This window comes from Streptosporangium brasiliense (genome assembly GCF_030811595.1).
Taxonomy (GTDB): Bacteria; Actinomycetota; Actinomycetes; order Streptosporangiales; family Streptosporangiaceae; genus Streptosporangium; species Streptosporangium brasiliense.
Genome location: NZ_JAUSRB010000002.1, coordinates 2,201,356 through 2,223,298, shown reverse-complemented (window position 1 = coordinate 2,223,298; position 21,943 = coordinate 2,201,356). Strand labels below are relative to the sequence as shown.

The 21,943-nt window shown below is 72.4% G+C and carries 13 protein-coding genes; 2 read left to right on the top strand and 11 right to left on the bottom strand.

All coding sequences use genetic code 11. The features are described 5' to 3' along the window. The first annotated feature begins 66 nt into the window (after positions 1-66). The gene (locus J2S55_RS19030) at positions 67-1,014 is read left to right on the top strand and encodes a universal stress protein (protein ID WP_306862607.1); all 948 of its coding nucleotides are present in this window, start codon (positions 67-69) and stop codon (positions 1,012-1,014) included. Here J2S55_RS19030 and J2S55_RS19025 read toward each other — a convergent pair. The 4 genes from J2S55_RS19025 to J2S55_RS19010 all read right to left on the bottom strand — a co-directional run bounded on the left by J2S55_RS19025 (position 947) and on the right by J2S55_RS19010 (position 7,128). Then, a complete protein-coding gene (locus tag J2S55_RS19025) occupies positions 947-2,866 on the bottom strand; it encodes a glycoside hydrolase family 15 protein (protein WP_306862605.1) in 1,920 nt (639 codons plus the stop codon). The two genes, J2S55_RS19030 and J2S55_RS19025, sit on opposite strands and share 68 nt — an antisense overlap. Before the next feature lie 266 nt (positions 2,867-3,132). Beyond that, complete coding sequence (locus J2S55_RS19020; RefSeq protein WP_306862603.1) at positions 3,133-3,507, bottom strand: DUF2267 domain-containing protein; 375 nt, start codon at positions 3,505-3,507, stop codon at positions 3,133-3,135. An 85-nt stretch (positions 3,508-3,592) separates the two neighbouring features. Continuing rightward, positions 3,593-5,119 (bottom strand): extracellular solute-binding protein, encoded by a 1,527-nt coding sequence (locus tag J2S55_RS19015; protein ID WP_306862598.1) that lies wholly within the window; start codon positions 5,117-5,119, stop codon positions 3,593-3,595. Continuing rightward, entirely contained in the window at positions 5,116-7,128 is a 2,013-nt protein-coding gene (locus J2S55_RS19010; RefSeq protein ID WP_306862596.1) for a vWA domain-containing protein, read from the bottom strand. Before J2S55_RS19010 ends, J2S55_RS19015 begins: the two co-directional genes overlap by 4 nt. Positions 7,129-7,541: 413 nt before the next feature. Here J2S55_RS19010 and J2S55_RS19005 point away from each other — a divergent pair, with 413 nt between their 5' ends. Next, positions 7,542-8,189 (top strand): O-methyltransferase, encoded by a 648-nt coding sequence (locus J2S55_RS19005; RefSeq protein ID WP_306862593.1) that lies wholly within the window; start codon positions 7,542-7,544, stop codon positions 8,187-8,189. Positions 8,190-8,335: 146 nt separating this feature from the next. On the opposite strand, the gene J2S55_RS19000 is transcribed toward J2S55_RS19005, so the two are convergent. The 7 genes from J2S55_RS19000 to J2S55_RS18970 form a co-directional block, all read right to left on the bottom strand. After that, complete coding sequence (locus J2S55_RS19000) at positions 8,336-8,830, bottom strand: hypothetical protein (RefSeq protein WP_306862589.1); 495 nt, start codon at positions 8,828-8,830, stop codon at positions 8,336-8,338. Beyond that, positions 8,827-9,210 carry a hypothetical protein gene (locus J2S55_RS18995; protein WP_306862585.1) on the bottom strand — a complete coding sequence of 128 codons (384 nt, stop codon included), beginning with the start codon at positions 9,208-9,210 and terminating at the stop codon, positions 8,827-8,829. Before J2S55_RS18995 ends, J2S55_RS19000 begins: the two co-directional genes overlap by 4 nt. A 461-nt stretch (positions 9,211-9,671) precedes the next feature. Beyond that, positions 9,672-10,850: a CU044_5270 family protein gene (locus J2S55_RS18990; protein ID WP_306862582.1), complete on the bottom strand. Its 1,179-nt coding sequence runs from the start codon at positions 10,848-10,850 to the stop codon at positions 9,672-9,674. Beyond that, positions 10,847-11,368 carry an RNA polymerase sigma factor gene (locus tag J2S55_RS18985; protein WP_306862579.1) on the bottom strand — a complete coding sequence of 174 codons (522 nt, stop codon included), beginning with the start codon at positions 11,366-11,368 and terminating at the stop codon, positions 10,847-10,849. The genes J2S55_RS18990 and J2S55_RS18985 overlap by 4 nt, the downstream gene beginning before the upstream one ends. 917 nt (positions 11,369-12,285) lie before the next feature. Next, a complete protein-coding gene (locus tag J2S55_RS18980) occupies positions 12,286-13,260 on the bottom strand; it encodes a TauD/TfdA family dioxygenase (RefSeq protein ID WP_306862576.1) in 975 nt (324 codons plus the stop codon). Beyond that, a complete protein-coding gene (locus J2S55_RS18975) occupies positions 13,257-18,782 on the bottom strand; it encodes a non-ribosomal peptide synthetase/MFS transporter (RefSeq protein WP_306862573.1) in 5,526 nt (1,841 codons plus the stop codon). Before J2S55_RS18975 ends, J2S55_RS18980 begins: the two co-directional genes overlap by 4 nt. Then, entirely contained in the window at positions 18,779-21,943 is a 3,165-nt protein-coding gene (locus J2S55_RS18970) for a non-ribosomal peptide synthetase (protein ID WP_306862572.1), read from the bottom strand. Before J2S55_RS18970 ends, J2S55_RS18975 begins: the two co-directional genes overlap by 4 nt.

Sequence of the window (21,943 nt, the reverse complement as noted above, 5' to 3'; positions counted from 1 at the left end):
CGCACCGCCTCCCCTGACACCACCGCACCGCCTCCCCCGACACCAAAGGAAGTGCTCTGACCTGGCGTGGCGCTCGCCATCGCCGAGGAACAGGACAAGTATGGAGGTGAGGGGCACCGGGGGAAGCAGGGGGAAGAGGTCGCCATGCAGACAGACGACGCGCGGCCGGTGGTCGCCGGCTACGACGGTTCGAAAGCGAGCCAGCAGGCTCTCCGGTGGGCCGTGAACGAGGCCCGCATGCGGTTCATCCCCCTGGTCGTCTGCCACGCCTGGCAGTGGCCCTATCCCATGCCCCCCGTCTCCGACGAGGCGCTGGAGGCCGTACGGCTGATGGGCCAGCACGTGCTCGACATGGGGGTGAACCTGGCCCGTGGCCTGGCCCCCCGGCTGGAGGTGCAGGGACGGCTGGTCACGGGGTCGTCGGCAGTGGTCCTGGTGGGCGAGTCGTCCACCGCGGACCTGGTCGCGGTCGGCCCGCGTGGCGCGGGCGGCTTCCCGGAACTGCAGCTCGGCTCGACCGCGGCCCAGCTCGCCGCGCACGCGTACTGCCCGGTGGCCGTCGTCCGGGAGAGCGGCCGGCCCGCCGCGGGCCGCGTGGTGGTCGGCGTGGAGGGCGCCGATCCGGAGCGCTCGGGGCTCGGGATGGCGTTCGAGGAGGCCAAGCTGCGGCACGCGGTGCTGACGGCGATCTGCCTGTGCCCCGAGGACCTGGACGACACCCGGCAGCTGGCGACCCGCTTCTACAGCACCGTCTCGGTGTGGGAGGAGAAGTATCCCCAGGTGACGGTGGAGACCATGGTCGAGACGCGGCCCCACACGACGGTGCTGCACGGCGCGGCCGACCACGCCGACCTGGTGGTGATCAATGACCGCGGGCACGACGACCCGGCTGAGCTCCCGCTCGGCCCGACCGCCCAGTCGCTGCTGCGCGGAGCGTCGTGCCCGGTCACAGTGATCCCGTCACGGATGTTCGCCATGTCTTCTCGGTCAGCGAGCCGCGTTCCGCCCGGATGATGTGGATGACCGCGTTGATGAGGGCCAGGTGGGTGAAGGCCTGGGGGAAGTTGCCCAGATGGCGCCCGGTGACGGGGTCGATCTCCTCGGCGTAGAGGCCGAGGGGACTGGCGAAGGAGAGGACCTTCTCACAGAGCCTGCGGGCGCGGTTCTGCTCCCCGATCTCCGTGAGCGCCGAGACGAGCCAGAACGAGCAGATCGTGAAGGTCCCCTCCTCGCCGGCCTGGCCGTCGTCGGTCTCCTTCGGCAGGTAGCGCAGGACCAGGTCGTCGACGGTCAGCTCGTCGGCGACGGCCAGGACGGTGTTGCGGATCCTGGGGTCGCTGGGCGGCAGGAAGTGCACCAGCGGGATGAGCAGCAGCGAGGCGTCGAGGGCGTCGCTGTCGTAGTGCTGCTTGAAGATCCCCCGCTCGGTGACCCCGTTGGTGCAGACGTCGGCGTGGATCTCGTCGGCGGCGGCCTGCCAGCGGGTGGCCAGGTCGAAGTCCTGGCGGAGCCGGGCGAGCCGCGCCCCCCGGTCGGCCGCCACCCAGCACATGACCTTCGACGAGGTGAAGTGCTTGGGCTGGCCGCGCACCTCCCAGATGCCGCGGTCGGACTCCCGCCAGTGCTTGATGGCCTCTTCGACCTGGCGCTTCAGGATGGGCCAGATCCGCTCGTCCAGGCGGTCCCGGGAACGGGTGTGGATGAAGAAGGAGTCGAGGACCGCCCCCCAGACGTCATGCTGATGGTGCCGGTAGGCGGCGTTGCCGACCCGGACGGGCCTGGCCCCCTCGTAGCCCTCCAGGTATTCGAGGATGTGTTCCTCCAGGTCGCGCTCGCCGTCGACGCCGTACATGACCTGGAGCTCCTTGTCCCGCTCGGCGACGTCGGCGATGAACCAGAAGAAGTCGTCGGCCTCCCAGTCGAATCCGAGCGTGTACAGGCCCCACAGGGCGAAGGTCGAGTCACGGATCCAGCTGTAGCGGTAGTCCCAGTTGCGGTCCCCGCCCGGCGTCTCGGGCAGGGAGGTGGTCGCCGCCGCGATCAGCGCTCCGGACGGGGCGAAGGTGAGGCCTTTGAGGGTGAGGGCGCTGCGCTCCAGGAATCTGCGCCAGGGATGGTCGGGGAAGTCGCCCCGGGCCAGCCAGTGCTGCCAATGGTGGGCCGTCCACACGAGCCGGTCGTATGCCTCCTTGAAGGTGTAGGGCGGTTCGTGGGCGGTCCAGGACAGCGCGCAGAAGCGGGATTCCCCCTCCCTCAGCAGGGTCCGCGCCGTCGCCCGCGACCCCTCGAACCCCAGCCGCATGTCGGTGGTGAGCTTGAGCTCCAGGTTCACCCCGTCTCCCCGGGCGACGCCCTGGTGGTAGCTGCGGTCCGTGTAGGCCCAGTGGGCCGGCCTGCGGCCGTAGTCGAACACCGGCTCGCAGTCGAGGGTGATCTGCATCTCCCCGCTGACGCAGCGCACCGTGCGCAGCAGCACGTGGCTGGCGTCGTAGTCGGTCGGCGCTCTGCGGTGGGTGTTGGACAGCTCCTCGTCGTGATGCCAGGGGCCGATGATCAGCAGGTCACGGACGATGATCCAGCCGGTCGGCGTGCCCCAGCTCGTCTCCAGCACCATGGTGCCCGGAAGGTAGCGGCGCGCGGCCGGCACCCTGATGTCGGCGGGGCCGAGCCGGAACCCCCCGGCGTCCCGGTCCAGGATGGCGGCGAACACGCTGGGGGAGTCCATCCGGGGCAGGCACAGCCACTCGACGTTCCCGCTCGGCGCGACCAGAGCGGTGGCCTCGCAGTCGGACAGGAAACCGTAGTCCGCGATGGGCGGGAAGGGGGAGGCATCACAGCACGCGCCCATCGGTGGATCCACCGTCATGTGATCACCTGCTCTCCCCGGGAACCTCGTTCAGGTCCCGTCGATGATCAGATCGCCCTCGATCACCTGCCGTGAGCACGGGCACCCGCCGTGAGCGCGGGCCACGGCGCGTGGCCGGCCGGTACGGGGCACCCGCCCGTGCGGCCCGTGGACCGCGGCGGTCCGGCGCTCCCCACCGGTGATACCGATGGTGACTGTCCTACTATCGACTGTAAGCGGCCGTGTTCTCGGTTCGGAACATATGTCCGGGACAGCCCGCGGCCCCGTCAGGCCATCGGTTCGGCCATCTCCTGAAGCTCGGCGGGGAGCTGTGACATGGCGTTGTCGAAGACGTCTCCGGGAATCGCCTCGCGCAGCGTCGTGAGGACGGCCCGGACACCGCGCTCGGTCTCCTGCATGGTCAGCCCGGTCCGCCTGCTCACCCGCGCGACGAAGTCGTGGAGGCCGAACTGCTCGATCCTGTCCCGTACGGAGAGCGACTCCCGCAGCGGCTCGGGCAGCTGCAGGGCGAAACGGCGGGCCTCTCCGGCGCTCAGCCGGTCCCCCAGCGTTTCGAGTGTCGCGCGGGTGAGGTCGGCCGCCTCCTCCCGCGACAGACCGGCACGCTCCGTCACCGTCTGGATCAACTCCTTGTGCTCCACATCGATCCCCCCTCTGACCGGCTAGCGTTCCCGGTCGGCGCGGGAATGAACGTCCTGGTCAGGGCCGGTCTGTCCGGCCCCGCGCCTACTGCCCCTGCCCGCCTTCGGGCTTCCCGCAGTGGGCCAGCGTGCCGACCGTGTCATCGGGAGCCCTGCCCCGCCGCGCGTCGCGCAGGGCGTCGGCCAGCCGGCCGAGATCCAGCTCCTTGGCGAGCAGGTCACCGGTGACCACCGCGCGGGCACACGCGCGGAACACCTCACTGAAAACGGAGTAGTAGGAATATTTGGGACGCGACTCGGCCTTCCGCAGGCCCTGGTAGATCTTCTCGGCCAGATCCTGGAGCATCGGGGCGGTGATCTCGGTGTCCTCGCCGGAGGGCATGGAGCCCTTCCCCGTCCCCTCCCCGGGAGCGGCCAGCAGCTGGGCGCAGGTCCGCGGATTCCTTCGGTATTCCTCGTAGACGGATTCGAGCACGGGGGGATACCCGCTGCAGGCGAACAGCTTCAGCTGCGCGTCGTGCCCGGTCAGGAAGTCGATGAGCGTGCGGGCCTTGCCGGGGTTGTCGGAGTGCGCGGAGATCGCCAGGTTGAACCCGCCGAGGATGCCGACCCCGGGCAGGGCCGCCATGCCGAAGCGCAGGCGCCCCTGGTCGTCGTACATCGAGCGGTCGGTGGCCAGGCGGTGGAAGGCGAACGGCCAGTTGCGCATGTAGGCCACGTCGTCGTCGCGGAACGCCTGGAGACTGCTCTCCTCCACGGAGTTCTTCGACCCCCGCACCAGGAATCCGTCCCGGAAGGTGTTGAAGGTGTCTTCCTTGGAGAAGTTCTCCGCCCCACGCGCCAGGGTCCCCGCGCGCAGCATCTCGTGCCAGCGGGACAGCGCCCGGCGCACCCGCGGCCCGGAGTCTCCGTCGTCCAGCACGATCCGTTCGCCGTCGGTGACCCTTCCGCCCTCGGACCGGACCGCCTCCAGCAGGTTGACCGTCCCTCCCTCGTAGTCGCCGAGCTGCACGGCGTATCCGCCCTTCTCCCCGGCGTATCTCCACAGCTGCTCCACCGTGGTGGGCACGGACACGCCGCGGCGGTGGAAGAGCAGGGGCACATCGGTGACGTAGGGCACCGCGTACTGGACGCCGTCCACCTGACCGGCCTGCAGGACGTTGTCCACGAAGGGCTCGGCGTCCTGTGGATCGAGGGGATAGGGGCGGAGATAGCCGCTGCGGGCGAACTCGGCCATCCACGCGACGTCCACCGAGAACACGTCGTAGGCGCAGCTCCCCAGCCGGGCCCGGCCCGCCATCTCGGCCCGCTCCTCGTCGGTGCGGTCGGCCACCTCCACCAGGGTGACCTGGGTGGTGTGCGTGCGGTTCCACTCCTCGATGAGGTCGCGGCGGAAGCTCCCGGCGGTGATGTCGGCGCCGGTCGCCACGGTGAGCCGGTCCGGCCCTCCGCAGCCGGTGAAGGAGGAGACGGGCGGCGCGGGGCCCTTCCCGGTGAGGGCGACGAGCACCGACGCCAGGACCACCCCCGTCACCAGCCCGGCGCCGCCCCAGCGGCGCTGGGCCGGGTTCAGCCGGCCCAGCGGGTCGCCCAGCCGCCGGGTCACCGTCATTCCCGCCCCCTCCCCCGCATGCTGGAGATCAGATGCCTCAGCGCCTGCCGCATGTCGGATCCCGCCTCGACGCAGTCGTGGTATTTCCCGCGCCGCGGCGGGGAACGGTCGCAGCCGTTGTCGCCGAGGGCCAGGACGTGGAGGGCGGTGACGTGGGGCGCGCGGGCGAGCGTCCTGCCGATGCTCTCCCCGGGCCGCTCGTTGTCGAAGACGCCCCCGTCGGTCACGACGACGAGGGCCCGCCCGGGTGATCCGGCCCGCCTGTCAAGATCCATGATCATGTCCGATACGGGGGCGTCCGAGCCGCGCCCCACCGTGCCGATGACACTCTTGGTGAGCTGGTCGAACTCCGCACGGCTCACCGACGACCGGAGCTCCCTGATCCGGGTCCTGCCGCCGACCCGGGAGAAGGCGCTCAGCGTGAGGTCGTCGCGCGGGGTGATCACCGGCTTGACGTCGGGGAAGGTCTCGCGCAGCCGTACGAGCAGGGAGCGGGGCGGGGCGGCCATCGACCCGGACACGTCGAGGGCGATCTCGACGTCGAGGCGGGGGAGGAGGTCGAAGAACCGGTTCTGGGCCTGTCTCAACTGCCCCGGATCGCGCACCGCCGGCCCGGACGCCGGGCCGCCTGCGGCCCCCTCGCCGAACAGCGGGTGGGCGACCAGCCAGTCGCGCAGCAGGGCGAGCGCCGCCGCGCGCTCGTCGCTCCGCTCGTCCGGCCAGTCGATCGTGACGAACGGGTAGTCCAGCCTGGAGAGGCCGGGAGAGGAGAACTCGCGGAGCTTGTCCCGGCCGCTCGACGCGCTCTCCGGGCAGCCGGTGCCGTTCAGCCTTCCGCTGTTGTAGTCCGTCAGGCTGTGCAGCGGGACCAGCAGGGCCGTGCGCTGGGCGAGATCCTCGCCCCCGGGGCCGTGACCGGCGCTCTTGAACTGGCAGAGCAGGGAGCTGACGCTCTCGGCGACGATCCCCGGCCGCTCCCGGTCCACCACGTCGTCGAAGGATCGCAGGTCGGCGACCGCGACGAGCCCGGCGGTGGAGAGTTCGGGCTGCGGGTAGCTCACCGACATGCCGAAGCCCGAGCGGATGGCCTCCCACAGGCTCTGGAGACTGTGGTCGCCGGGCCGCTGGGCGGGGAGCCTCTCCCTGAGCGCCTCGGCACGCCCGCTGATCATGCCGATCACCAGGCGGTCGGAGGCGACCGACGGGCCGATGTGGAGCGTGGCGCCGCCCGCCTTCGCGTCGCCGGAGACGAGCCCGGCCTCACCGGTGCTGGTGGCGACCCAGGCGTCGGCCCGCGGGCCGTAGAGGCGGCGGAACGGCTCGTCCCCCTCCTGCCGCACGTCGTCGCGGTACCAGTTGTCGCCGAACGCGTAGGCGAGCTCGCCGATCGACGGCGCGACCCCCACCGAGATCGCGTACGGCGCGCAGCCGTCCACCAGCCTGCCCCGGACGAACAGGGCGGCGCTCTCGCGCAGAGCGAGGACGTTCTCCGGGGCGGTGATGACCCGCAGTTCGAGCGGCCGCGCGCAGTCGGGGGGCCAGATCCTGTCACTCAGCCACGTTCCGCCCCGGACCACCCCCCAGGGGACCATGACGAGGGCCGCCCCGATGAGGACCCCGACATAACCGGCCGACAGTTTCAGCACGGACCTCTCCAGCCACTGCCGCCCCCGGCCCGGCGGCCGGTCCCGGCGGCCGGGCCGCGGGCTTCTCGCGGCGCGGCGGCGCGGGACGAGCCGTTTCACCGGCGCCGGCAGCCGGCGGAGCGACCCGGCGGAGTCTCCCAGGGCCAGGAAGACGGCCCCGGCCAGGCCGGCCACCGCGCAGCCGAGCAGGGTGAGCCCCGCGCCCAGCGCCCGCGCCCCCTCCACCAGCACCGTGAACAGGGCCGTGACGCCGCCGCCGATCAGGGAGTGGGCCGCGATCTCCCGGAGTCTCGCGGGAGTGACGCCGGGCGGATCCCTGTCCGGTCCCTGCGGGTCTCCGCCCGGCGGGGAGGAGGCGGACATGGGAACCACCGCCCGTTCGACGATCTCGACGAGGAATCCGGCAGGGGCGGGGACGAGATGCGGCCGTCCCTCGTCCCTGGAATCACGTTAAATCCTAATAGCCATATTCCCCGAGTGCGGGGGACAGCGGATTTTCGCCCGCCCTTTTCGGAGCACCGTAACTCGCCGGAGACAGTCGCGAGTTTTATGCTCACCTATATATGAGTATTTGACAGCATAAAAAGCATGGAAGCGGACCGCCGGGGTCCGCCACCCGGGCGGACGGCGCCCGGCCGCGATGTCCGCCGCCGTGTGGGACGCCCGGCCGGCTTGAACTCGCGGCGGTGAGTGCAGTATCAGATGATCCGGGCAGTCCGTCGCCCGGTGCCCGGCCCCCGCCGGCCGCCGCGACAACGACATCCGAAGGAGATCACATGGATATCATCGACCCCGCCGTGAGCGACTACCTGCTCTCCCACTGCACGCCCGCCGACGACCTGCTGCGCGAACTGGCCGTCGAGACGCGGGAGGCGTTCCCCGGCTCCGCGGGCATGCAGATCTCCCACGACGAGGGCGAGTTCCTCACCATGCTGGTCCGGCTGGTGGGCGCGCGGCAGGCCGTCGAGGTGGGGGTGTTCACCGGATACTCGTCGATCTGCATCGCCCGGGGCCTGCCCAAGGACGGCCGTCTCCTCGCGTGCGACGTCAGCGAGGAGTGGACCTCGATCGCCCGGCGTTACTGGGAGCGGGCCGGGCTCACCGACCGGATCGACCTGCGGATCGCCCCGGCGATCGAGACCCTGCGGGCGCTGCCGGCCGATCCGGTCATCGACTTCGCGTTCATCGACGCGGACAAGGTCGGCTACCCCCTCTACTACGAGGAACTGGTCGTACGGCTGCGCCCCGGCGGCCTGATCGTCCTCGACAACGTGCTGCGCGCCGGCCGCGTGCTCGACCCGGCCGTCCAGGACGAGGCTGACGTGACCATGCGCCGGGTGAACGACCTCGTCGTCGCCGACGACCGCGTCGACTCGGTGATGCTGCCCGTGCGCGACGGCGTCACGCTCGCCCGCAAGCGCTGAGCGCTCCCCGCGCGGCGGGAGGGCCGGCCGGTCCGGCTCGGGCAGGTCCGGCCTGGCCGGGCGTTCCCTGCCAGGCGGGAGGGCCGATCGCGCGCCCTCCACCCGCGCGGGCCCTCCATCCGCGCGGGTGGAGGGCACGGCGGGCGTCAGTGGCGCCGCAGCGCCCGGGGCCGGTCCGGGACGGACCCGTTCCCCTCTCCCGGACGGCGGGCGAAGCCGGCCAGCAGTACCAGGAACGCGGCCTGGGCGAGCATGCCGGGCGCGAGGGGCGGCGTGGGGCCCACCGTCTTGGTGAGGGCGTACCACCAGCGGGTGACGGAGGGGAGGGTCTCCCAGGCGCCGGCGTACCGCTGGTCGAGGAAGCCCGCCTCGTAGTTGGCGGCCACGTGGACGTAGACGCCGAACAGCGCCACCGGCAGGACGACCGACGCGAGCACCCGGGCCACGGTGACCGCTTCCGCGGGCCCCCGGAGGGCGAGGAGTGTCACCGCGACCGCGAGAAGGGCCAGCGCCCCCCAGGGGAGTAGCTGCTGCCAGGTGTGCCAGTGCCGTTCGGTGGCCAGCTCGAAGGCAGTGCCGAGGACGCTCAGCGCGGACAGGCCGATGAGACCGCGGCGCAACAGCGTGTGGCCGGCGTTCACGGCTTCAGCGCCGAGACGATCTTGTCGACCGTCTCCTGCCCCGGGTTGTATTTGGCGAGGTTCTCGCGGAGTGAGGTGAGGTCGGCGTCATCGGCGGCGTAGGGCCGGTATTCGATGACCTCCTCCGCCCACCTTTCGGGGTTGGAGACGCCGGCGGCTCTGAGCGCGGCGATGATCTCGTCCTTGCTCGCGGTGTTCGCCGAGACCTTCTCGGTCCGGGGCCGGCCGCCGGCGGCCGTGGTGGGGCTCGTCGCGGGGCTCGTCGCGGTGGCCGGGGCGGACGTCTGGGACGCCTGCTCCGACGGTGATCCGCCGCAGGCGGTGAGCGCGGCGAAGGCGGCCAGTGCCGCCAGAGCCGACTTCGTTGTCGCTGGTCTCACTTTGATCCGTCCAGTCTGGAGTCTTGCCGGTCGCCTCCAGATTGGCCACGGCGTCTCAGCCAAAGCTCTGCGGGACATGAAAATCACCTGAAAATGGAGCTGCCGTGGCCCGATGAATACGCCGGGACCACCGAGCCCGGCACGGGCGGCCCGCACGACCGCTCCCCGTGCGACCGCTCCCCGCACGCCACCGCCCGTGGGCCGCCCCCGGCCCCGGCATGGGGCGGCCCGCACGACCGCTCACCACACGGCCACTCCCCGCACGCCACCGCCCGTGGGCCGGCCACCCGGGGCCGACCACCCGGCCCCCGGCGCGTGGTCGGCCCCGGATGTGCCGGCCACGCCCCCGCGACGGCCCCGCGGCGGCCGTGGCGGCGCGCCGCCGGAGCCGCCGCGGAGGCGCGGTTCAGGCGTCCGGTCAAGGGTTCAGGTGTCCGGGCAGGGTCCGGACGTTCGGGTGTTCAGGCGGGCTTGCCGTCGGTCCAGCCGGTCTCCAGGACGACCTGGGAGTTCCACCTGGTGCCCGGCGCGAAGCCGGCCTGGTGACCGCCCGGCCGGACCACGATGTTCTCGCTGGCCAGCGCCCGCCCGGTCGCCTCGTCGAAGATCAGGCGCCGCTGCAGGATCGCGCCGTCCTCCTCGCTGTCCCCCTTCACCTCGGTCCGCTCCTCGATCGCGACAGCGGTGCCGGTGCGCCCCTCCGCGTCGGTGACGTCACCGACGACCTCGATGCTCTCGAGGTCGGCGAGCATCCGGAAGGCCGCGCCGCGCACCTGCGGGGTGACCGGCATGTCCATGATCAGCCCGACGGTGACGGCGAACAGCCAGGCGTCCGACGACATCGGGGCGTCCGACTCGGTGTCGTGCCCGCTGTAGGAGCGCAGCAGCCAGGCCTTGAGGTCGCCCGGCTCCGACGGCAGACCGCGCAGGTCCTTCATGGTGACGTTCCGGCCCAGCCAGAACACCTTGTCCCCATCGACCAGGGGGGCGTGGCCGTCCTCCACCTTCCCCGGCTTGGTCTGCAGGGCCAGCTTGGCCCTCAGCTTGCCCGGCACCGTGACGGGGATCTCCGCGGGGGAGCCTGCCTGCCTCCAGGCCGCCTCGTCCTGCGGGCCCGCGGGCCGTGCCCCGAGGGACTGCGTCCGGCTCCACTGGTCCTCGCCGGTCGCGGACGGGGTCCAGCCCTCGATCCGCTGCCGGTCCATGACGACGTAGTCCGCGTCCGCGGCCTTGAACAGGGTCCGGCTCACCGACACCGTGTGCCAGTAGGCGCCCGCCCTGTCCGGCTGGCGGGCCGCCCCGTGGGCGGCGGCCAGCAGGACGTCTCGCGCGGAGAGCCGGATCTGCCGCTCCGGGGTCGCCGGGGCGCCGGCCTCCCAGGTGGTCTCCGGCGCGGCGGGGGCGGGCGCGCGCGGAGCCGTCCCGCCGGTCCCGGAGACCATGACGGCCACGGCGGTCACGGCCGCGGCCGCCCCGGCGAGGCTGAAACTCCACAGCGGCCGTACGGCCCTGCGCCTGCTGCGCGCCGGCCGGGCCTGCGCCATGGCGTAGGAGAGCTCGGCGGCCCTGGTGCGCTCGTCGACCGGGGTGTCGCCCAGGTGCGCGGGGCGTGCGGCCCGCAGCTGATCGATGGGGTTCATGACCACTCCTCGCTGAGATTCCTCACCCGGGGCCGGGACCGCGTGGCGGTCTCCATCTCCTGCTTGAGCCGCCTGCGCGCGCGGTGCAGCCGTACGCGGAAGGCGGCCTGGGAGCAGCCGACGACGCCGGCCGCCTCGCGAGGGGACAGCCCCTGCCAGGCGGTCAGGATCAGGATCTCCCGGTCGCCGTCGGGCAGCTCGGTCAGCGCCTTGAGCACGCCGAGCCGCTCGGCGACCTGCTCGGCGACGTCCTCCTCGACCCAGGCCCGCAGCTCGGCGCCGAGCGACTCCCGGCGGATCTCCGCCCGGATGTTGTCGCGCAGCACGTTGCGGGCCACTCCGAGGAGCCATGGCAGAGCCGGCTCCGGCACGTCGTCCAGCCGCCGCCAGGCGATCGCGAACGTCTCGCTCACCACCTCGTCCGCCACCTGCCGCCCCGCGCGACTGACCACGTAGGCCCACACGCGCTGCCGGCATCCGTCGTACATGCTGGTGAACCGGTGTGAATCGTCCGTCACCGCCCCGTCCCCTCCGTCCGGGTGTGTTCTTCTGACATCGGGAAGTGGTCGGGGCCGCCCCATTGTTACAGGCCCTTTTGTCACAGGTCCTCTGGATACCTCCCCACACCTCTCCCCACCGCCCCACCGCCCCCGGGCGGCGGACACCGGCGGGCGCCGCGGAGGAACGCCCCGGGTGCCACGGAGGAACACCGTGGAGGAAGGTGGAGGAAAGGAGAGAAGCCGCCATGCCGGACGGGTCAGTCGCGGGGTGGGACGCCGGTGACGCCTCCATCGATCACATGACGCATAAAAGGCATTAAATAGTGATCAGAACGGCTTTTGTGGCGCATATCTGTTTCCACGCAGGAGCCTCCACACCCCGGAGAGATCCCACGCGGAAACGGCCTTCCGCGAGAAGCCGTCCGCGACGGGAATCGGCGGGCGCGCGGCGATGGCGGACGGCCTCCCAGATGCCACCGGGGTGCCGACGACCACCCCCAGCCTCGGCCGACGGGCGGGGCGGCCGCCCACGGGCCCCACGACGGCCGTCCCCCTCCCCTGCCGGAGAACACCATCCGTAATTCCGATAACCGGGAAACGCGGCCCCGCGATCAGGTAACGTAAACCTCGGCAGGAATGAAAGGGAGCCTCCGGTGGCCGTAAAAGGCACCGGAGGCTCCCCTGCTCAAGGCATGCCGGCACGGCCATTCCACGCGGACTCTTCGGAATGCCGGAAATGCCGGTCATCTCATTCATATAAGGACCGCACCGGCACCTCACCGGCGGTCCGCCGGACGGGCGAGGAGATCGCCGCGGCCCGGCGGAGGTCATCGCACGGCGATCGCCGGAATCCGGCGGGGCCGGCACGACTGAGGGCCTGACCGCCGTCCTCGGCGGTCAGGCCCTCAGCCCGTTCCTGGTGGTGGGATCGGTGGTCAGGCCGTCATGGCGACCAGGATCCGGCGGGCGCCGGTGAACGGCTCCCGGCCGTGCGCGCACAGCATGTTGTTGATGATCATCAGGTCGCCCTGGCGCCAGGGGAAGCCGAAGGAGACCTCGTCGTAGGCGGCCTTGACGGCGTCGAGGTCGGCCGGGTCGATCGGGCTGCCGTCGGCCAAGTAGGCGTTGCGCGGCAGGTCGGCCTCGTCGTAGAGCGACAGCAGGGCCTCACGGACCTCCTCGTCCAGGCTGGTCACATGGAACAGGTTCGCCTGGTTGAACCAGACCCGCTCCCCGGTGCCCGGCTCGATCTGGTGGGAGGGCCGGTGGTGCCTGGTGCGCAGGCCGTCCTCGACCCACTCGAACGTCTGCCCGTGCCGCGCGCAGTACTCCTCGACCGCCGCCGGGTCGTCGGTCTGGAACGACTCCTGCCAGGAGAGGCCGAGCCCCTCCCGGAACGCCCTGGCGTACACGACGCCGTCGGCGAACCTGTCCCGCACCTCTTCGGGGATCAGCCGGAACACCGCGCGGCTGTCGGCGATCGGGGTGGCCCCGCCGGTGGCCGCGGCGGTGTCGCAGTAGAAGAACAGGTGCCCCGGCCAGGTATCGGAGTAGGAGTTCTCGTTGTGCATCGGCAGCGGCTGGTCGGCCGGATACTCGGTGGAGGTGTAGATCGACTCGGTGACGGACGTGCGCGGGGTGGAGCGTTCGGTGTAGCGCAGCGGCTCGCCGCCGACGGCCCTGACGATCTGGTCGAACAGCCCGAGGTCGGCCGGCAGGTCGCGCAGCAGCACCGCGCCGTGCTCGGCCAGGCCGGCCCGGAGCCGGTCACGGTGGGCCGTCACCCAGTCGAGGTGATCGGTCATGTCCGGCCCGAGAGCGTAGACCACGATGGTGGTGTGGTCGTTGCCGTCCAGCCGTCCGGTGACCGGGCCGAGCTGGGCCAGGTCGGTGGGAATGACACCCGTCATGATGCGGTGGTTCCTTTCAGGCGACGTTGCCGTTCCTGCATGCCGATGAGGTCGTCGGGGAGCGAGTCGGGCACCTCGGTGTCGAAGCGCCGCAGCAGCCGGATGGTGGACGCGCAGACGGTGACCGCGGCCATCATCAGGGCGAAGACGACGTAGGTGAGGCCCACGCCTCGCCCGTCCCCGGTGCCGATGATCGCGCCGACCGAGCCGGCGAGGGCGCCGTCCGGCAGCAGCAGGGGGTTGAACAGGGAGGTGGCCACGGGCGCCAGTACAGCGAAGCCGAGCGGCAGGGTGGACCACGAGATGGCCTGGTTGAGCGCGAGCACCCGGCCGTGGAAGCGCTGCGGCACCTTGACCTGGACCAGCGTCACGTAGATGCCCTGGGAGACCGTCATCGCCATCGCCATGAGGAAGACGCCCGACACGACCACCACCAGGGACGGCCGCAGGCCCATCACCAGGCAGCCGACGGCCATCCCCAGGTTGCCCAGGAACACGCCGACCATCCGGCGCTTGCGGGGACCGCCCCACAGCGCCATCACCACGCCGCCGGCCACCGCGCCCAGCGCCTCGGCCACCGCCACCTGGGCGACCTGGTCGACCGTGCCGAAGGAGAGCGTCAGCGGGACGGTCAGCACCAGGGCGGGCCCCAGGAAGACATTGGCGACGGCGAAGTAGATCACCATGGCCCGGAACCCGCGGAGGTTCCAGGAGAAGCGCAGCCCCTCGGCGATCGCGGTGACGAGCGGCTCCTTGCGGCGGAAGCCGAGCGTGTCGGGGAAGCGGACGACCAGCAGCACCGCGAGGGCGAACAGGTAGCTCACCATGTCGAGGGCGATGATGCCGGGCAGGCCGATCGCGACGTACAGCCCGGCGCCCAGCAGGGGGGCGAACAGCATCGCGAACCCGTTGGTGAGCTGGGTCAGGCCCACCGCGTGCCCCAGATAGCGTTTGGGCACCAGCTGCGGGACCGCGGTCTGGAAGGCCAGCCGCTGGTAGGTGCCGGCCATCGAGTTGAGCGGCAGCAGCAGGTAGATGACCCACAGCTCCAGCCGGTCGGACCACAGCAGCAGCGCGATGGTGAGCTGGACCGCGCCGGCGATGCCACTGGCGGCGATCATGACGCGCCGCCGGTCGAACCGGTCGATGAGCGGTCCGGCGATGGGCAGCATCGCCACCCCGCACAGCAGCGTCAGCGCCCACAGCAGGCCGAGGTCGGCCACCGATCCCGTCCGGTCGAACAGCCACACCGGTATGGCGAAGCCGGTCAGCGCCGACCCGGTCGCCGACACCAGCTGGCCGATCGCGACGCTGAGGAACCTGCGGCTGCTCGGCTGGACGGCGGGCGGGCCCGCGTCCTGGCCGGGCTCGGCCGGGTAGTGCGTGTCGTGCAGCGCCCACCCGGCGTCCGCGCCCCGCGCGTCGACGCCGTACTCGGCGGTCTCGCGCTGGGCCATCGCCGGGTGGATGGCCGTGACGATCTCGGCCAGCTCCTCGGCCCGGTGCTTGAGGAAGAAGTGCCCGGCCTGGTCGAGGACCACCAGCCCGGTGGTCTCGGTGAGGAACTCCCACTCCCGGTACCGCTCGCTGTGGTAGTCGGTGACGGGGTCCTCGGAACCGACCACCGAGATGATCGGGGCGGGCATCGGCTCCGGGTGCCGGTCGAGCAGCTCGGTGAAGTACTCCTCGGCCGCCCGGGAGTCGGCCCGCATGTTGCCGATGATCCGGTCTGCCTGCTCCGGGTCGAGCTCGTCGGTGTCGACGCCCATCCCCTTCAGCCAGTTGGCGTACTCGCGGTTGCTGCGCAGCTTCTCCAGCCGGGTCCGCAGCGCGCCGACGACGCCCTTGATCCTGGCGAAGGGGAACATCGCGCCGATGTAGACCGCGTCCACGTCCCGGCCGGCCTCGGTCAGCTTCCGGGCCACGCCGACCGCGATGGCGCTGCCGACGCCGCAGTGCCCGTAGAGGACCAGCGGGCCGTCGACCCGTTCCCGGACCTCCGCCACGATCCGGTCCACCAGCTCGTGGAAGGGGAGCCCCTCCTCCGTCAGGCCCACGTCGTGGCCGGGGATGGCCACCGAGTACAGCGCGTGCCCGGCGGGCAGGGCGTCGGCCAGCGGCTGGTAGACGATCGCGCTGCCGCCGCCGTACGGCACGCAGACGTAGGACAGGGTGCGCTTGCCGGTCTTCGGGGTCAGCTCGTACAGCAGCGGCTGCGGCCCGGTCGCCGCGTCGGCGCCGGCGTCGATGAAGACGGCCAGCTCGCGGATGGTGCGGTTCTGGAACAGGTCCATCACGCCGACCGGACGTCCCGACCCGTCCGACGCCTTGCGGATGCGGGCCACCACCTGCGTGGCGAGCAGGGAGTGACCGCCGGAGTCGAAGAAGTCGTCGTGGACGCCGAGCTGCTCCACGCCGAGGACCTCGGTCCAGATCTCGGCCAGCATCCGCTCCGTGGCGGTCTCCGGCTCGACCAGCTCGGCGGCGGCGTCCCGCGTCGCCTGCGGGGCGGGCAGCGCCTTGCGGTCCAGCTTGCCGTTGGGCGACAGCGGCAGCGTCTCCAGGGTGACGAACGCCGTCGGCACCATGTAGTCGGGCAGGCCCTGCTTCAGCGCGGCCCGCAGCTCGGCGACGTCGACGTCGGACCCGCCGGGGGTCGTCAGGTAGGCGACCAGCCGCTTGTCCCCCGGGCTGTCCTCGCGGACCACCACCACGGCGTCGGCGACGTCCTCGCGCTCCCGCAGCGCCGTCTCGATCTCGCCGAGCTCGATGCGCAGGCCGCGCAGCTTCACCTGGTGGTCGATGCGGCCGAGGAACTCCAGGTTCCCGTCGCGGCGCCAGCGCGCCAGGTCGCCGGTGCGGTAGAGCCTGGCGCCCAGGTCGGTGCCGAACGGGTCGGGGACGAACCGCTCGGCGGTCAGCGCCGGGCGGCGGTGGTAGCCCCTGGCCACCCCGACGCCGCCGATGTGCAGCTCGCCCGGCACGCCGACCGGGGCGGGGTTGCCGTGCCCGTCGAGGACGTAGAGCCGCATGTTCGCGATCGGGGCGCCGATCGGCAGGGTGACCGCCTCGGCGACGGCCTCGGGGCGGCAGTGCCAGGAGGTGACGTCGATGGCGGCCTCGGTGGGGCCGTACAGGTTGTGCAGCTCGCAGTCCGGGAGCACCGTCGTGAACGTGGCCGCCGTGGCCACGGGCAGCTCCTCGCCGCTGCAGATCACCCGGCGCAGTGCCGTGCAGTCCGCCGCGGCCCTCTCGTCGTCGGCGAGGAACACCGCCAGCATCGAGGGGACGAAGTGGGCGGTGGTCACGTTCTCGCTGATCAGCAGGTCGCGCAGGTAGGCCGCGTCCTTGTGCCCGCCGGGCTTGGCCAGCACCAGCCGGGCCCCGGTGAGCAGCGGCCAGAAGAACTCCCACACCGACACGTCGAAGCCGGCCGGGGTCTTCTGCAGCACGACGTCGTCGCCGCCCAGCCGGTAGGTCCGCTGCATCCACTGCAGCCGGTTGACGATGCCGCGGTGGGTGTTGGGCACGCCCTTGGGCTTGCCGGTGGATCCCGAGGTGTAGATGACGTAGGCGGCGTTGCCGGAGGTGACCGGTGGCCGCGGGTCGTCGCCGGGCCGGCCGGCCCACTCCGCGGGGTCGTCCAGGTCCAGGATGGTCGCGTCGGTGGCCGGGGCGCTCTCCCGCAGGTGTCCCTGGATCAGCACCACGGGGGCGTCGGCGTCGTCGATCATGAACGCCAGCCGGTCCGCCGGGTACTCCGGGTCGAGCGGCAGGTAGGCCGCTCCCGCCTTGAGCACGCCCAGCAGCGCCACCACCAGCTCGGCCGAGCGTTCGGCGTAGACGCCGACCAGTGTCTCCGGCCCCACTCCCAGGTCGCGCAGCCGGTGCGCCACCTGGTTGGCCCGCTTGTTCAGCTCGGCGTAGGTCAGGTGACGGCCCTCGAAAGTCACCGCGACCGCGTCGGGGGTACGGGTGACCTGGTCCTCGATCAGGCCGTGCAGGGTCGCCGCCTCGTCGAGCGCGGCACCGGTGTCGTTCCACACGTCCACCAGGAGCGTCTGCTCCTCGGCGTCCAGGATCGGCAGCTCGGAGACGGGGGTGGCGGGGGCGGCGACGACCGACCGCAGGAGGGTGACGAAGCGGGTCGCCATCCTCGCCACGGTCGCCTCGTCGAACAGCGCCGTGTTGTAGACGAACTTGACGATCAGCCCGTCCGGCACCTCGATGACGTGCAGCTCGATGTCGAAGCGGGTGGCCCGCAGGTCCATCGGCAGCCACGCGATGCGCAGGTCCGAGCTGCCCGCCTCCGAGATCCTGCCCATCTGGTAGTTCTGCAGGGCGAACATCGCCTGGAACACCGGCGAGCGGCTGACGTCGCGGGGCACGCCGAGCGCGTTGACGAGCTGCTCGAAGGGCACCTCGGCGTGGTCGAAGGCGTCGAGCACGCTGACGCGGGTGCGTTCGAGCAGCTCGTCGAAGGTGGGGTCGTCGCCGAGCCGCGCGCGCATCGGCAGCATGTTGACGAACATGCCGACCACGTTCTCCAGCTCCGCCAGCGACCGGCCGGCCGAGGAGGAGCCGACCGCGAAGTCGTCCTGGCCGGAGTGCCGCGCCAGCAGCACCTGGTAGGCGGCCAGCAGCGTCATGAACAGGGTGGCGCCGCGCTCCCTGGAGAGCCGGTTGACCGCTCCGGTGAGCTCGGCGTCGACGTCGACGATGTGCCAGTCGCCGTCGAAGACCTGGGTGGCGGGCCGCGGCCGGTCGGCGGGCAGCTCCAGGGCCGGCACGCCGGCGAGCCGGTCGCTCCAGAACTGGAGCTGGCGGTCCAGCTCGGGGCCGGTCTGGGTCTGCCGCTGCCAGTGCGCGAAGTCGCCGTAGGCGATCGGCAGGGCGGGGAGCGTGACCGGCGTGTCGGCGCGCTGGGCGTGGTAGGCCGCGGCGAGGTCGCGCAGCAGCAGGTCCACCGACCACCCGTCGCCGACGATGTGGTGGGTGGTGACCAGCAGCCGGTGGTCGTCGTCGGCCAGCCTGATCAGCAGGGCGCGGAGCAGGGGCCCGTCGGCCAGGTCGAACGGCTCGGTGGCCGCCTCGTCGATCAGCACCTGGGCCGCGGCCTCGTCGTCCGCCGTCACATACCGCAGCGGCACCGCGACGGAGGGCTCGACATGGACGGTGGGCCGGCCGTCGGAGTCGGCCGGGAAACGCATGCGCAGCGCCTCGTGCCGGACCGGGAGCGTCTGCAGGGCCCGCTCCAGCACCTCGCGGTCGAGCTCGCCGGTGAGGCGCATCGGGACCGGGATGTTGTACTGGCTCGTGCCCGGCGCGAACTGCTCCATGAACCAGACCCGCTCCTGCTGGTAGGACAGGGGCGGGGCGGTGCCCTCGGGGCGCGGCGCCACGGTGGTGGCGGCGCGCCGGCGCAGCCGCTGCTCCAGCAGCGCCCGGCGGGCCGCGGCGGAGGAGGCCGCCGCGGGTGCCGGTAATGGGGGCTGTGGGGGGGTTTCTGGGGTGGTCGTCATACCCGGCCGTCACCTTCCGCTGTGAGTAGCCGCTCGACATCCTCATCGCTGAGCTGGTCGAGGTCTTCGGTGAGCCGCCGTTCGATCTCGGCCGCGAGGTCGGCGACGGTGGCGTAGGAGAACAGTCCGCGGACCGGGATGTCGACCTCGATCTGGCCGCGGATCCTGGCGATGGCCCGGATCGCCAGCAGGGAGTTGCCGCCGAGCTCGAAGAAGTCGTCCTCGGCGCCGATCTTCTCCACCCCCAGCAGCTCGGCGAAGACCTCCGCCACCAGCTCCTCCGCGGCGGTGCGGGGCGCGATGTACCGGCGGTCCGGCGCCGTCACCGGGGCGGGGAGCGCGGCGTGGTCGAGCTTGCCGTTGGCCGTCAGGGGCAGGGCGTCGAGGCTGACGTAGCCGGAGGGGACCATGTGGGCCGGCAGGGTGGCGGCGAGCGCGTCGCCGACCGCCGTGAGGTCCGCATCGCCGACCAGATAGGCGACGAGCCGCCGGCCGTCGGCGGTGTCCTCGCGGACGCTGACGGCGGCGTCGCGGACGCCGGGCTGCGCGCGCAGCGCCGTCTCGATCTCGCCGGGTTCGATGCGGTAGCCGTGGAGCTTGATCTGGTCGTCGGCCCGGCCGACGAACTCCAGGGTCCCGTCGGCCCGCCGGCGCGCCAGGTCGCCGGTGCGGTACATCCGCCGGCCGGGCGGCCCGTAGGGGCACGGCACGTAGGCGGCGGCGGTGGCGCCGGGCCGGTTGAGGTAGCCCCGGGTGACCTGGGGGCCGGCGACGTAGAGCTCGCCGACGACACCGGTGGGGGCCGGCCGCAGCCCGGCGTCCAGCACATAGGCGGCGTTGCCGGGGGCCGGGCGGCCGATCCCGACCGAGCCCGCCTGGTCGACGGGGATCGCCTCACCCGGTGCCACGTGGGCCGCGACGCAGCCGACGGTGGCCTCGGTGGGACCGTACTCATTGATGACGGTGACGCCGGGGTGCCGCTCCCGCCAGGCGGTGACGGCGTCGGCGGGCAGCGCCTCGCCGCCCAGCACCAGGTCGGCGCTGGGGGCCGCCTGGTCGGGCAGCGCCGCCAGCAGCGCCAGGTGGCTGGGGGTGGCCTTGAGGAACGTCGGCCGCTCACCGGCCGCGAGGCCGTCGTCGAGGGCGGCCAGACGCACCGCTCCCCCGACGGTCAGCGGCCCGAACAGGGCGGTCACCGTCAGGTCGAAGGAGATCGGCGAGTGCAGCAGCGCCTGCCCGGCCAGGCCGGGGTAGGCGGCGCCGGCCCACGCCAGGTAGGCGGCCACCGAGCCGTGCTCGACCACGACCCCCTTGGGGGTGCCGGTCGAGCCCGAGGTGTAGATGACGTAGGCGATGTTCTCCGGCCCGGCCGCCTGCTCGGCGTTCTCCGGCCCGGCCGCCGGCTCCGCGGAGCCGGTCGCGGGCCGCCCGGCCCACTCGTCGGGGTCGTCGACGGCGAGCACGGTCGCTCCGCCGGCCGGCAGGTCGCCGGCCAGGTGCCGCTGGGTGAGCACCACCGCGGCGGCGGAGTCGGCGAGCATGTACGCCACCCGGTCGGCCGGGTAGCCGGGGTCCACCGGCACGTAACCCGCTCCGGCCTTCCATACCCCCAGCAGGGCGGGCAGCAGTTCCAGGCACGGCCCGGCGTACACCGCGACCAGCGACTCGGGGCCGACGCCCGACCGGCGCAGCCGCTCCGCCACCCGGTCGGCGGCTCCGTCCAGCTCCGCGTAGGTCAGCCGCCGATCACCGACGATCAGGGCGGTCGCGTCCGGGGTCCGCGCGGCCTGTGCCCGCACCATCCGGGGCACCGTGGCGTGCTCGCGCGCCGGCTCCTGCGGGCCCGGCTCCAGCAGCGCCGCGCGCTCGGCCTCGTCCAGCAGCGGCAGGTCGCCGACCCGGATCTCCGGGTCGGCCGTACCGGCGGCCAGGACGCGCAGGTAGCGCTCGACGAACGTCTCCGCGGTGCCCCGGTCGAACAGGTCGGTGCGGTACAGCAGCCGGCTGGTGCCGGTGGTCAGGTCGAAGGCCAGGTCGTCCTTGGAGGTGGTGTAGGGGATCGGCTCGATGCCGGAGTCGGGGATGTAGTTGAAGCCGATCTGGTAGAGCGGCTGCACCCCCGGGTCCCGCTGCGGCGCGATCGCCTCCACCACCGCCTGGAACGGGATCTGGCCGTTCTCCATGGCGTCGAGCAGGGTCACGCGGACCCGGCCGAGCAGCTCGGCGAAGGTCGGCTCGCCCGAGGTGTCGGCCCGCACCACCATCTGGTTGATGAACATGCCGATCAGCCCGGCGACCTCGGGCAGCTCCCGCCCGCTCATGGTCACGCCGACCACGGTGTCGTCGTCGCGCGACAGCCGGGACAGCAGCGCGACGTACGCGGTGAGGAACACCATGAACGGCGTCGCGGCCGAGCGGCGTCCCACCGCGGTGACCTGCTCCTGCAGCTCCTGCGGGATCGTGAAGCGGACCTCGTCGCCGGCGTAGCCGAGCCGGGCGGGCCGCGGCCGGTCGGTGGGGAGGGTGTGCACGGCGGGCAGCCCCGCCAGCCGCGAGCGCCAGTAGTCCGTCTGCTCGGTCAGCGCCTGGCCGGTGAGCTGGCCGCGCTGCCAGGCCGCGTAGTCGGCGTACTGGATGGGCAGCTCGGGCAGGTCGGCCGGCCGGCCGGCCACCGCGGCGGCGGCCAGCTCGGCCATCTCCCCGGTGAGAACGACGGCCGAGGTGGCGTCGAAGACGGCGTGGTGGACCACGAAGGTGATCACCCAGCGCGCGTCCTCGGTCCGGACCGCGACGGCCCGCCACAGCGGGGCGCGGTCGGTGGGGACCGCCGCCCTGGCCGCGGCCAGGGCGTGATCGAGGGCTCGGGCCCGGCGCTCCTCGGCCGGGAGCGCCCGCAGGTCGTGCACCTGCACGTCGAGGTCGACCTCGGCGTGCACCACCTGGCGCAGGGCGCCGTCGACGATCCTGAAGGACGTGCGGAGCACCTCGTGCCGGTCGGTGACGGCCCTCAGCGCCGCGACGACCTCGTCGGCCTCCAGCGGGTGCGAGATCTCGAACGAGCACGGCAGGTTGAACACCGGCGAGCCGGGGTCCATCTGGTCGGCCAGCCAGATCCGCTCCTGGCCGAACGAGGCGAGCGCCTCCCATTCCCTGGCGGTCAC

Excerpts from the sequence above, each read along its gene's own strand:
- J2S55_RS19025 (WP_306862605.1), bottom strand. The coding sequence starts at position 2,866 with ATGACGGTGGATCCACCGATGGGCGCGTGCTGTGATGCCTCCCCCTTC.
- J2S55_RS19015 (WP_306862598.1), bottom strand. The coding sequence starts at position 5,119 with ATGACGGTGACCCGGCGGCTGGGCGACCCGCTGGGCCGGCTGAACCCG.
- J2S55_RS19010 (WP_306862596.1), bottom strand. The coding sequence starts at position 7,128 with ATGTCCGCCTCCTCCCCGCCGGGCGGAGACCCGCAGGGACCGGACAGG.
- J2S55_RS19005 (WP_306862593.1), top strand. The coding sequence starts at position 7,542 with ATGGATATCATCGACCCCGCCGTGAGCGACTACCTGCTCTCCCACTGC.
- J2S55_RS18990 (WP_306862582.1), bottom strand. The coding sequence starts at position 10,850 with ATGAACCCCATCGATCAGCTGCGGGCCGCACGCCCCGCGCACCTGGGC.
- J2S55_RS18980 (WP_306862576.1), bottom strand. The coding sequence starts at position 13,260 with ATGACGGGTGTCATTCCCACCGACCTGGCCCAGCTCGGCCCGGTCACC.
- J2S55_RS18975 (WP_306862573.1), bottom strand. The coding sequence starts at position 18,782 with ATGACGACCACCCCAGAAACCCCCCCACAGCCCCCATTACCGGCACCC.